At 46.3% G+C, this 12810-nt stretch carries 11 protein-coding genes; all 11 read right to left on the reverse strand.

Annotation, left to right across the window (positions count from 1 at the left end; all coding sequences use genetic code 11):
- Positions 1–17: 17 nt before the first annotated feature.
- Complete coding sequence (locus tag AC5ELV_RS05090; protein WP_493429376.1) at positions 18–1004, reverse strand: SAF domain-containing protein; 987 nt, start codon at positions 1002–1004, stop codon at positions 18–20.
- Between the two features lie 40 nt (positions 1005–1044).
- Positions 1045–2535, reverse strand: coding sequence for a serine/threonine-protein kinase (locus tag AC5ELV_RS05095; RefSeq protein WP_493429377.1), 1491 nt, complete (start codon positions 2533–2535; stop codon positions 1045–1047).
- Between the two features lie 182 nt (positions 2536–2717).
- Entirely contained in the window at positions 2718–3776 is a 1059-nt protein-coding gene (locus AC5ELV_RS05100) for a 23S rRNA (cytidine(2498)-2'-O)-methyltransferase RlmM (protein ID WP_493429378.1), read from the reverse strand.
- A gap of 22 nt (positions 3777–3798) precedes the next feature.
- A complete protein-coding gene (locus tag AC5ELV_RS05105) occupies positions 3799–4572 on the reverse strand; it encodes an ABC transporter ATP-binding protein (RefSeq protein WP_493429379.1) in 774 nt (257 codons plus the stop codon).
- Positions 4569–4883: a thioredoxin family protein gene (locus AC5ELV_RS05110; protein WP_322152469.1), complete on the reverse strand. Its 315-nt coding sequence runs from the start codon at positions 4881–4883 to the stop codon at positions 4569–4571. Before AC5ELV_RS05110 ends, AC5ELV_RS05105 begins: the two co-directional genes overlap by 4 nt.
- On the reverse strand, positions 4880–5218 hold the full coding sequence (locus tag AC5ELV_RS05115) for a cyclic-phosphate processing receiver domain-containing protein (RefSeq protein ID WP_493429380.1): 339 nt from the start codon (positions 5216–5218) through the stop codon (positions 4880–4882). Before AC5ELV_RS05115 ends, AC5ELV_RS05110 begins: the two co-directional genes overlap by 4 nt.
- Before the next feature lie 72 nt (positions 5219–5290).
- Positions 5291–6139, reverse strand: a complete 849-nt coding sequence (locus AC5ELV_RS05120) for a deoxyribonuclease IV (RefSeq protein ID WP_493429859.1) — start codon at positions 6137–6139, stop codon at positions 5291–5293.
- Entirely contained in the window at positions 6129–6947 is an 819-nt protein-coding gene (locus AC5ELV_RS05125; RefSeq protein WP_493429381.1) for an Fpg/Nei family DNA glycosylase, read from the reverse strand. The genes AC5ELV_RS05120 and AC5ELV_RS05125 overlap by 11 nt, the downstream gene beginning before the upstream one ends.
- A 71-nt stretch (positions 6948–7018) precedes the next feature.
- Positions 7019–7840, reverse strand: a complete 822-nt coding sequence (locus AC5ELV_RS05130) for a TIGR01457 family HAD-type hydrolase (protein WP_493429382.1) — start codon at positions 7838–7840, stop codon at positions 7019–7021.
- A gap of 491 nt (positions 7841–8331) precedes the next feature.
- A complete protein-coding gene (gene rnz, locus AC5ELV_RS05135) occupies positions 8332–9261 on the reverse strand; it encodes a ribonuclease Z (RefSeq protein ID WP_493429383.1) in 930 nt (309 codons plus the stop codon).
- A 79-nt stretch (positions 9262–9340) separates the two neighbouring features.
- The gene (gene metH / locus AC5ELV_RS05140) at positions 9341–12781 is read right to left on the reverse strand and encodes a methionine synthase (RefSeq protein ID WP_493429384.1); all 3441 of its coding nucleotides are present in this window, start codon (positions 12779–12781) and stop codon (positions 9341–9343) included.
- Positions 12782–12810 lie beyond the last annotated feature (29 nt).

Here is a 12810-nt window from a genome sequence, read left to right on the forward strand (position 1 = left end):
CGTTCCTTTTCTCTCATTTATTTGGCATACGGATCAGAGCTTCCGTCCTGCGTCAGAATCTTTGTTTGTTCTTGATGATCCTGCTCGTTCTCATATTCATTTCTTGTATTATTAATCCCGCTTGCTGGGTTTTCTATAGTGGCATCCGCATGCTGAGCTGCAATTTCCTCACTCAGACTTCTTTCCACAGGTGTTGAAATCACATTGTTTGATGAACTAATTGCATTTTCAAGGGAATCCCGCAGCTGCTTAGACAGCTTTTGTTCAGCAATGTGTATCAAATTCGGATCACTATTCATTAACGCTAACACCTGCGCGTTAGGTGGATAGGTCGGGATTGCCTTGGGCTGAAATTGGGGATCGACATATGTCAGAGCATAAATGGATGCTTTATGCAGATAGGCATCAACAATCGCGCTCGAAAGCGATAATATTTCCTGTTCATTCAAAGTGACCCAGACAATTGGACCTTCCAGTCGGGAAATCTTCTTTTTGGATAATAGAATGTAATCCTGACCTGTTGGAAATTGAATGCGGATATCCACTTCGTCCCCCGACTTCAGGCTGTTGGGTAGTACCACCACCTTTAGCTCACGGTTGCGTAAATCTTTAGGTGTGGGTTCATCAGCAGTAATCATGGCCGATGTAAGCACAGATCCTTTTTTAAGCTCAATCTTGGCTGTGGTTCCGGAAACTTCACTTTTATTTGCCAGCAAATTTGATGGAGCCTGAGAACCGGGAACTTTAATTCCCTTCAAATCATTAGATGCAATCTGTTCACCTGGAGAAATGTCACGAACAACCACCCAGCCTTTTTTCGCGGTTCGTTGCTCCTGTTCATACACTTTCCATTTCAGTTCTGCCTCTACCTCAGCCTGTTTCCTGACCTCATTCATTTGATGGATATTAACCATAAGGTAGCCGGCAAAGATAATGCCAACAATCCCAGCGCCAATGCATCCGGCGTATAGTTTTTGTTTACTGCTTTTTCTTAGCTTGGACACACAACTTCTCCCCTGCCTCTTTTTGATATATACCTTCTATTTAGCGCCGTCGCTTAAGGAATGCGAAGCGTCTTCTCCGGGTATCTGGAATGACTCCGCGAAACAGCTCGTCCAGCACCTGATCCATCTCATCATCCCGTTCGAAGGGGTCTGAGTGGAACGGTAGAGCAAATACTTTATCGTGGTCCAGCTCCTTACGAAGCCTGCGGACCGCCTCCGAGGTTGCCAATGGCAAGCAGTAATTCCATTTGTGCTGTGGGTGACGCTGAAGAGATCGGGCTAGCCCTGATATATCCTGAACTCTCCATTCGGCCCCTGAGCCAACGACAAGTGGATAATCGGCTCTCAAGAATTCTTCCAGACGTTCATTATCCTGCCCACTCCCCAGGTCCAGTACGATAAATCTGTAAGAACCACCCAACAAAGAAATGACATCCGCACGAGATGTTTGCCGCCAATAATGTACTCCATCAACTTCAAAACGCCGACTTGAACTCGATCGTCCAACGGATGTGCCTTCTACGACTTCTTGAAGTCGGGCAAATGCTTTAGCTGTGCTGTGCAGCTCAACCAAAGCTACCGAGCGGGACCTTCGAGCCAGATAGTGGCTCACCGCAATTGCTGTATGCGTAGCACCGGAGCCGGCAGATACACCCAGTACAGCCACTACCCTTGTACCTGCATAATCCATTGAGGCATCATTAACGGATATTCCTTGTTGTGCAGGCTGAAAATCAGCACTTCGTCGCAGTTCTTCAATGACCTCTTCGGCCGACTGAAATCGTTCCTGAGGATGCTGACGGAGCAGCTTTCGAATCACCGGAATCAAATGACGAGGCAATTCTCCGCGAATATACCTTTCCACTCCCGAAGTCCACTCACTATATTTACCACCCGTACAGAGATACAACAGTAGTGCTCCCAAACTGTAAAGGTCCGATCGAGCATCCGTTTGTCCTGATCCATATTGCTCCGGTGCAGCGAAGCCCACTGTGCCCAGCTTTACCGTATCTTGATCCAGCTCAGCCTTATAGCTTCTCGCTATTCCAAAATCAATCAGTTTAAATTCCATTTCTGGTGTCAGCATAATATTCGTTGGTTTCAGATCCCGGTAAATGACTGGCGGTTGACGGGTATGTAAATAATCCAACACATCCAGTACCTGTAGGGCGAATGGGACGATTTGCTCCTGTGGAATATAGCCTTGATAGCCCTGCATGTATGCTTCCAGCGTAATTCCTTCGATGTAATCCATGACCAGGTATACCGCACCAGATGGGGGATGCTCGAAAAAATCAACAATTCTCGGTAAACGTGGATGGCTTAGCGAAATCAGCATCTCTGCTTCTGTACGTACAAGCTTCATCACTTGTGGCTCGGCAACCGACTCCTTCACCGCCCATTGCTTGCCTGGCAGTTTTAAATCCTCTGCCATGAACACGCGGCTCATTCCTCCCGAACCCAATGTGCGAACAATGCGGTAACGCTCACCGACAATTGATCCAAATTCCAACTGTGTTGGTTGCTTCATTCTCTCCTACCTCCTTTCTTAAGCAGACAACGCAAAAAAGAGAAAGCTGCCGCAAAATCAAATTTCCATGTCGCCATGAAAATCGTTTTCGTGGGATGCTTTCCCTTGATTTAAATATGATTATTATTTTTAAGGAACAATTTGGATTTATTATATAGCACACCTGTATCTATTGTAAAGTATTATTTTCCATACTTGATCATGTACAGGGTAATCTCATCTCGGTTATGGAATAGCTGCTTAGCTCGCTGAATCTGCATGCCGGACTCCTCAAATGAAGTAATTACATCATGAATGAGCGCCAAGGGCTTTTTATGCATTAGCTTGACCGTAACGATAGCAGTACCACCACTTCGCAAACTATATAGTAAATCAGTAACGAGCCTTGCCATTTGCTTAGGACTCCAGCTCATATCACAAACCAGCAGATCGAACGAATTCTCTTTAAATTTGACTTCACTTGCATTTTTACGCAAAAAAGTCAGATTGGCGTACTTCATCAGTGATGGCTCCATCTTTGCTGGATCAACCGCTGTAACTTTCAGTCCCCGTTCCAGTAAGAAGGAAGTCCATCCACCCGGTGCCGCCCCAATATCCAGTCCCTGATGGAAAGCGCCAAAATCTATGCCGAACGTTGCTTCTGCTTCCAATAGCTTGAATTTGGCACGAGAAATTTGTCCATCTTCTTTTTGAAAACGAACCGCGCCTCCGCTCCAATCCGATAGATTGTCCTCAGGACGCGATACACCTGCATACCACGTATCTGTATCTGCAAAAACGGACACAATAACATCGGCGCCTTGTACTGTCTGCTCCATAGGTAGATCACTTAATTGTTCACTCAAAGCCTGCTTGAGCGCACCTGCGCTTTCAGTCCAACTGCTATTAGATCCTTTGCGCACTTGTAAAGAAACACGTTGATCCATCAGTTCCTTGCGGTTACGGATGAACGCAACCAGCCGCTCTTGCACCTGAACCAGGTCCGTTCCTTCTTCCTGAAAATGAACAGGAAATAAGTGACGTAAAAACATCGGCGGCTGACCTGTAATTGTCCTCACTGCCTCAATTTCTTCCGCAGGTAATGTAGCCAGAAAAATTTCACCAGGTAAAAGTATCGTGCTTTTAACAGAGCCAAATATTCTTCTAAGCTCCTCTTGAGCATAGGGTGCAAAACCGTGATTGGCCGTACAAACAAATCTTGATGATGACAAAGTAGATTCACTCTGTTCATCTGTACTCATGTATAGTTCCTCCAAAATAACATTACCCTCCAGTGCACACCCGAATCCATGGGCGTTCTCCATCCCAATCCAGCTCAACCGGAACTTCATATGTGTGCATAATCAATTCTTTCGTTAAAACTTCTTTTTTCGGTCCAGCTGCTGCAACCTTACCATCACGAATCAATGCAACATGCGTAAAGAGGGGGACAATCTCCTCAATGTGATGAGTCACATAGACCACTGATAAGTCCCGCTTGCGGAGCCGATCAATCTCGACCAGCATTTTCTCCCGCTCAAATAGATCCAACCCAGCACAAGGCTCGTCCATAATCAGTAGACGAGGTTCTGCCATCAGTGAGCGGGCCAGCATCACCTTTTTACGTTCTCCTTGAGATAACGTCCCCAGCGGGTGATGAATCAAGCCGCCTAAATTCATACCCTCCAGCAAAGATATGGCCTTTTCTTTTGCCTCTGTCGGAATTTCCTGATAAAAGCGCAAAAAGGCATACGCACCTGTAGCGACCACTTCCCAAACTGGATCTTTTAACGCCAGCTTTTCCAACAAAGTCTGGCTGATATATCCGATCTGCTTGCGGACCTCCCGCACATCACATTGGCCATACATTTGCCCAAGCACTTCAACCGTACCACGACTTGGAAACATATACCCTGTCATCATTTCCAGCAATGTTGTTTTACCGGAACCATTACGACCCAGAATAGCCCAATGTTCACCTTCTCGTATGTCCAGGTTTACATCGTCCAAAATCCGCCTTTCTTCCCGCTGCAACGTTATGCTCTTCATGGATATCATTCCATCACGCTCCTTATTTTGCTCAGCAAGTGTTCTACAGATTCCATTTTGTAGATGATTTCAGGATTTTTGTTTTCACCATTATATATAAGAAGCGCGGGAACGCTGGATATCCGGTACTCCTGTACCAGTTCAGGAATATAGTTAATGTTGCTCTGCACCACTGCTCCTTCGGGGAGCAAATGCTCTGCTACCTCCAGCATTTTACGGGCAGCCGCGCATGTTCCGCACATGGGAGTGTACACAAACAAAGCCAGCTTGCATCCCTCCCATATGGCACGGCGCGCCTCTTTTTGTCCGATCTCTTTCATCGTTCAGAGCCTTTTCTGATCTCTCGCATACGCTCCTCGGGTATGGGCCCGTTATGCACAGTGACTCCTTCTGGCTTATTCGCATAGAGTATCTCATACATGGCTCGCCGCCCCTCTGGACTGGAGGAATGCAAGTAAATTTCACGTGGATATAACCGTTTCCCTGCGATAACAGCAGCCACATCCTTTCCCGTAGGCTGACCTGGACCCAAATCATAATCTAGCGATAGTATTGAAATAGGGTATTCATGAAGTAGCAGCAGACACTCATCCGCATCTCTTGCCAGCTTAAAGCCCGGAGGACAAGGCCGATAATCGTCCATAAACAAATACATCAACTTCTCCTCCTTTTTCCCATAAATGCAAGCTCACAAGCCTCAAAGATAGTTATTATCAATCAGACCGATTTACTCCCAACTTAGAATCATTTGAATATCCTCCTGATGTGTCCCATCAGGTCCCGTCTCACTCTCCAAAACGATAGGAATACCTCTTACAGCCTCCTGATCTGTCATCCAACGCATGCCCTCAGTACCAATGTAGCCTTGACCCACACGGGCGTGTCTGTCTTTTTTAGAGCCATACGGGTACTTAGAATCGTTCAAATGAACTCCGCATAGAGCTGACCAATAGCCGAGACGATTCCCCTTTTCGATCAAAGCCTCGTCCATTCCACCGTTCCACAATCCGGCTGCATACGCATGACAAGTGTCCAAGCAAAAGCCGATACTGTCAGGATTCTGGCACAACTGACGGATTTGCACCATTTCCTCAAGCGTGGTTCCCATGGGCCCGTGATCCCCCGCCTGATTTTCAATCAATATTTTAGCTTTTCCTTGCCAGCCTTCCAGCACATCATTAAAACAGTTAATAATGTTACGATAGCCCTCTAGTGGGTCTGACGAATGCAGATGCCCAAAATGAACGACGATCCCTTTTGACCCACAAGCTTCAGCAATATCCAGATCATTGCGTAATGAAGCAATCGTCAGCTCATAAAGTTCCTGACCACGCTCAGACCCATGAGCCGGATTAACGGGATATGGTGAATGAGCAATGGATTGAAGCTGGTGCTCTACACAGTAAGCGTTGCAAGCAGCAGCATCCGTAGCACTCCATTCCTTCTGCCTCAGACTACGAGGATTTTTCGGAAAATATTGAAATGAACGTCCCCCCTGCTCTCGCGCACGCATAGCGGCTTTGGAAAAGCCACCACGCGTACTCACATGGGAGCCGATGAGCAATTTAGGCATCATGCTGCTGTACCGGGCAATAAAATGCTTTTTTCCCCGCCAGTTCAACCCTTACAATTTTTCCGCCACTTGGAGATTCTTCTCCTTCGCGGTCATATACTCGACACTGATGGTCAAATCCACCTGTTAGCGTGTCTCCCTCCATTAGAGGCATTTCCATGTACCCGCCTTCCGCAGTAGCTTCACGTAGTACGGATTGAGTGGCATGATATAGCTTTTCCACTTTTTCTGGCGACTGTACAATGTTTTGTACTTTGGAACCCGGTGTAAATCCGGCGATATAAGCAATTTCATCCGAATAACAATTGCCAATACCCGAAAAAACCTGCTGATTTACCAGCGTAGTTTTCAAAATTCCCCGGCGTCCCTTCAGCCGTGCTGTAAACTTTTCCAACGTCATACGGCGGTCTAACGGATCAGGTCCCAGTTCTGACAAAGCTTCTTCTGTTTCTTTAGCCGTTAGCAAGTGCAGATAACCTAAGCGCAGTCCGATAAAATAAAGCTTTACTCCACTAAAATCTAATTCGATCTGAACTGTACGATCTGGACGCTGCTCCTCCGTTCCCAGAAATAACAGACCTCCCAACATCAGATGAAGTACGAGCCGCCCGCCCGTGTTTAAATGAAAAATCAAATGCTTGCCTCGACGCTCTAAATACACAACGGTCGTTCCCAGCAATTGCTTCTCAAACGTTCCCACTTCAGTATTAATGGACTTTTCACGGCTAACCGTCACTCCAGTAATCGGAATGTCCAAAATTTGTTTGGATAATAAGATTCTGTAGTTTTCCATTTCAGGAAGTTCCGGCATATCAACATCTTTCCTTTCGTAGCTACATAGCTTTTAATTCTCGCAAGTTTTGTAAGAATATTTACTTTCTATTATTTCAGCTCTTCTTTCATCCAGTCCTGCAGTTCAGCGAGATTTTCAAACATCAGGTCAGGTTTCACTCCAACGGTACGCACATGTTCGTCCATATTAGCGCGGGTCGTCACGCCCGACAGGATCAAAGCTGTTTTACAACCTGCTGCTGCACCTGCCGCAATATCTGTAAGCATATTATCGCCTACAACCAGAGCTTCATCCGCCCTAATGTTTAAGCGGTTCAGTGCATAGTTCATCAATACGCTTGAAGGCTTGCCGATGACAATAGGCTTTACCTGTGAAGCCGCTTCAATTGCAGCTCCAATCGTACCTGCACCTGGCGTTAGCCCATCATGTGAAGGCAATTGGAGATCCGGGTTTGTCAAAATAAAAGTTGCTCCTTCCCGAATCCAACGCATGGCAGCGGCCAGCGCATCATATGTAAATTGACGATCTATCCCCTGCACCACATAATCAGGATGGTTCTCAACAAGCTGCAAACCGGCTCCTGTCAGTGCATCGCGTAATCCTGTTTCACCAATACAATATACACGAGCTCCAGGACTTTGCTGTGCAACATATTGTGCAGCTGCTAACGCCGAAGTATATACTTCATGGCTGGCCGCTTCAATTCCCATACCAACCAAATGCTCAGCCACCGATTCGGGTGTGCGTGAAGCATTGTTTGTAACATAAGCATAAGGTATCTGGTCTGTACGCAATCGAGATATGAACAGATCCGCACCCTCGATCATCCGATTTCCATGATAAAGGGTTCCATCCAGATCAATTAGTAACGATTTTATCGCAATCCCCTCCCCCGCTTCAAATCCACTCACATCATAGCATTGAAAATATAATTCATCCCATGAATGATGTTCTCCTTCTTATTTAACCACCTTAATTATTCAGGTCATAAAAAAATCGGCCATCTCGATTCATCTCATCTATCTTAAGTCAAAAATGCTTATGAAGTCCACGAATTGCTGGTAAACCGTCCAAAATAGCGTCATTCCTCGCTAAAAGCCGTCGCTTTCACATGACATAAGCTCACTTCTTCGTCGAAATCCATCGAAGGCGCTACTTCCTCAAAGGAAATCACCTGTATTTCCTGGTCATACTCAAGACATAAAATTCTTTAAATTCGATATATAGAAACTCGAATATGACACGCCTCCATATGTGGTAGAACAAATTCATCCCTTACCACCGTGTGCGGGTTCTCATCTCTTGTCGCATTCTGCGCTTTCCCGGAAAATAATTTCGGGTGAAAAACAAAGGCACCGGAGCAAGCCCCGGCACCCATGCACATATCTTCTTCAATCGTATATTAACCGATATCGGGTACTGGCAACAACACATGCTGCTCTGCAAGCAATGAATTGGGAAATATGCTTCGCGCTTCCTCCAGCAATGGCTGAAGCTGCTCCTGATCTTTATACCTAGAACTAAAATGCGTCATGATTAACTGACCCGCACCTGCAGCTTTTGCTGCTTCCGCTGCCTGAAGAGCCGTACTATGATGATACTCGTACGCTGTATCTGCCAGTTCATGCAGAAAAGTGGCTTCATGAACGACGACAGTTGCATCTTGAGCCAGCACTACCGTATTCGGACAAGGTCTCGTATCCCCTAAAATTGTGATGATACGCCCTTTTTTCGGCGAACCCAGTACATCCTGAGGATGCAAAATAACTCCACCATCTACCTCCACGCTTTCCCCACGCTTTAACTTACCGTACACCGGGCCGGGCTTGATTCCATATCGCTCCAACAGCTCTTGGTTGAGCTTGCCGGGCTTATCCATCTCTACAACTCGGTAGCCATAGCTGTCGATCCGATGATCCAGCAAAGCTGACTCCACCCGGAATTGACCGTCATCAAACAGAACCCCGCCCGTATGCTCCACAATATGTAGTTGGTAATTGATACGCGATTGGCTGATTCCTAACGATAGCTCGATATATTGCTGGATTCCAGGCGGTCCATATACCGTCAGTGGTGTCGTTCCCCCCTGATACGCCCTGCTCGACAGCAGTCCCGGCAGACCAAAAAGATGATCCCCATGCAAATGGGTGATAAATATTTTTTCAAGTCTGCTTAGTTTGAGCGGCGAACGCAATACCTCTTGTTGAGTGCCTTCGCCGCAGTCGAACAGCCACATGCTTCTTCGTTCTTCCAGCAAACGAAGAGCGATGGACGTTACATTTCGCTGAATCGTAGGCACCCCTGCATTTGTACCGAGAAAATAAAATTCCATAACATTAACCTTCTTCCTGCTGACCAGCAAAAAACCTCCGAAGCTCGGAGGGTATTTGCTATCCCATCTGATAAAGGTGTTAAACCTTTTCGACGTTAAAATACTGCGCCTGAGGGTGGCTGAACACCATGGCTGATACAGAAGCCTCCGGTTCCATCATAAACCCTTCCGTCAGCTCAACGCCAATATCCTCAGGTTTTAACAATTGGAACAACGGCCCCTGATCCTCTAGATCTGGACATGCCGGATAGCCAAAGGATACCCGTATGCCTTGATATCTGGCACCGTGTCGCTGTTTCATTGTCATATCGGCAGGGTCCGGGAAACCCCAGCTATCCCTGATAATATGGTGAAGCCGCTCCGCTAACCCTTCTGCTACTTCGAGTGCTACCGCTTGAAGTGCATGCGAGCGTAGATAATCTCCTTTATCTTTCCACTGGGTAGATATCTGCTGAATCCCATGACCAGCTGTAACGACCATGAAACCTACATAGTCCATAACCCCAGATTCCACTGATTTCAAGAAATCAGCCAGACATAGATAAGGCTCTACCTGCTGGCGCGGGAATGTAAATGTGTGCAGTACCTTGCTCACATCCGACGGATCGTAGATCAGAATTTGATCTCCTTGGGACTGTGCTGGAAAGAAACGATACATAGCATGTGCCTGGATGATTCCGTCTGTCACAGCTTCAAACATGATGCTGTCCACGGTTTCCTTCAACTGAATCGCTTTCGAATCTTCCGAAGCCAGCAGCTGCTCAACATTACCCTTTAAACCAAGATGATGCCCCATTAGCATCTGCATATTCACGTAAGGCAAAATATAATTCAGTGGATAGTTGCGCAGTACATGACGATCCGTATCTGGTGGAATATAGACGGGCAAATCCTGAGCAATGTTAGAGCGCACAGCTCGAGTGAGCTTAGGGAGCGGCTTGGCTTCCACGACGATTGCCGCTTCAGCCTCCCGCTCAGCCTCCATGTCCTCAGCCATTTTTTTGCGGGACTCAGGATTCATAAGCTTATTGGCAATATCCAGACCATCCATAGCATCCTTTGCATAGGCAACCAGACCATCATACTCAGGACGGATACGATTTTTAGTGAACTTACGTGTTAAAGCAGCTCCACCAACCATTATTGGAATATCAATATTCGCATTTTTCAAATCCTGTGCGGTCAGCACCATTTGTTGTGCCGACTTAACAAGCAGTCCAGATAAGCCAATCATGTCGGCCTTTTCTTCACGGTAAGCCTCAATGATGCGTTCTGGTGGTACTTTTATACCCAGATTCACAATATGGTAACCATTGTTGGATAGAATAATCTCCACCAGATTCTTACCAATGTCATGCACATCACCTTTGACCGTAGCCAACAAAATCTTACCTTTTACTGAGGATTCATTCTTCTCCATAAACGGCTCTAAATAAGCTACGGACGCCTTCATCACTTCAGCGCTTTGCAGTACCTCCGCAACAATCAGTTCGTTATTGTTAAACAGTCGTCCTACTTCCTCCATCCCCTTCATCAGCGGGCCGTTAATAATCTCCAGTGAAGAATATTTCACAAGCGCTTGCTCCAGATCCGGAATGAGTCCCTCCTTACTTCCCTCCACTACGTAGGAAGCCAGTCTTTCTTCGAGCGAAAGGTTTGATATCTTTTCTTTTTTCTCCACTTTCTTATTACGGAAAGCTGCTACAAAAGCAGATAAAGTATCGTCATTTGTTTTATAGATCAAGTCTTCCGCAAGTTTCCGCTCATGCTCTGGAATGGATGCATAACGTTCAAGCTTCTCAGTGTTTACAATCGCATAATCCAGACCTGCTTTGGTACATTCATATAAGTAGACGGAATTGAGCACTTCACGACCCGCTTCCGGCAAACCAAAAGATACGTTACTGATGCCTAGAATAGTGTGCACCCCGGGAAGCGCTTCTTTAATAATACGGATGCCCTCAATCGTTTCCTTAGCTGAACCGATATATTGCTCATCACCTGTTCCTACTGGAAATACGAGCGTATCAAAAATTAGATCCTCCGCTGCCAAGCCGTAACGGTTTACCAACAGATCATAAGAACGTTTAGCTACCTCAAGCTTATCCTCACGTGAAATAGCCTGTCCGCGTTCGTCAATCGTACCAACAACAACAGCGGCACCGTACTTATGAATAAGAGGAGCCATGTTCTCAAATTTCTCTTCACCATCCTCCAAATTAATGGAGTTAATAATCGCCTTACCTTGTGAATATTGAAGTGCTTTATCAATGACTTTAATATCCGTGGTATCAATCACCAAAGGTACTTTTACCTTGTTTACAACCAGTTTCAAAAACGCTTCCATATCCGTCATTTCATCGCGGTCCGGGTCCTGCACACAAATATCAATGACATGCGCTCCACTTTTTACCTGAGCACGGGCAATTTCAGATGCCTCTTCATATTTGCCTTCCACAATCAAACGCTTGAATTTGCGGGAGCCCAGAACATTCGTCCGCTCACCAACCATATACGGACGATTGTCCTGTTCAATATATACAAGCTCAATGCCTGATACGGCAGGGGGATGCTGACCTACCAGCGGACGCGGCTCAAACTGCGCCATACTTTCACTCATAACTCGAATATGCTCAGGGGTGGTACCACAACATCCCCCAGCAATATTCAGCCAGCCTTTTTCAGCGAAAGCAGCCATTTTACGTGCTAATGAATCAGGCGATTCATGGTATTGGCCATTTTCATCGGGCAAGCCCGCATTTGGATAACAGCTAATAGCTGCAGAGGACATTTCAGACAGAGAACGAATATGATCACGCATAAACTCTGGACCTGTAGCACAATTCAACCCAATCGAAATTGGATGTAAGTGTTCCAATGAAATGCAAAAGGATTCGATATTTTGTCCGGCCAACGTTGTTCCCATAGGCTCAATCGTGCCTGAAATCATTAGCGGAAGCTCGATGCCTGTCTGCTCAAAAGCTTGCCGAATTCCAATGCTTCCAGCTTTGACGTTAAGCGTATCCTGTGAGGTCTCCAATAGCAGTACATCCACCCCGCCTTCAATAAGCGCCAAGGCCTGCTCTTGATAGCTGTCAATCAGCTCTGCAAATGTAACACCACCTGTGACAGACAAGGTTTTCGTGGTTGGGCCCATTGCTCCTACTACAAAACGAGGCTTTTCCGCAGTGCTGTATTTATCCACCGCGTTACGCGCCAGTTTGGCCGCCACCAGATTAATTTCACGGGCACGTTCTGGTATATCGTAATCCGCCAAAACGACGGAAGTTGCTCCAAATGTATTCGTTTCAATTAGGTCTGCTCCGGCCTTCAAGTATGCTTCATGAATCCCTTGAATGACATCCGGTCTCGTTAAGACCAGCATTTCATTACAGCCCTCCAGCTCTTCCCCACCAAAATCATCGGGGGAAAGGTCTTCCTGTTGAATCATGGTGCCCATGGCCCCATCAAGAAGGAGTATTCTTCGTTGTAATGCATCCTGCAAGCTAACTTTGTCCAAATTTCTTCACCCCCGCAAAACGTTAAATC

Source organism: Paenibacillus sp. NMA1017 (assembly GCF_058895805.1).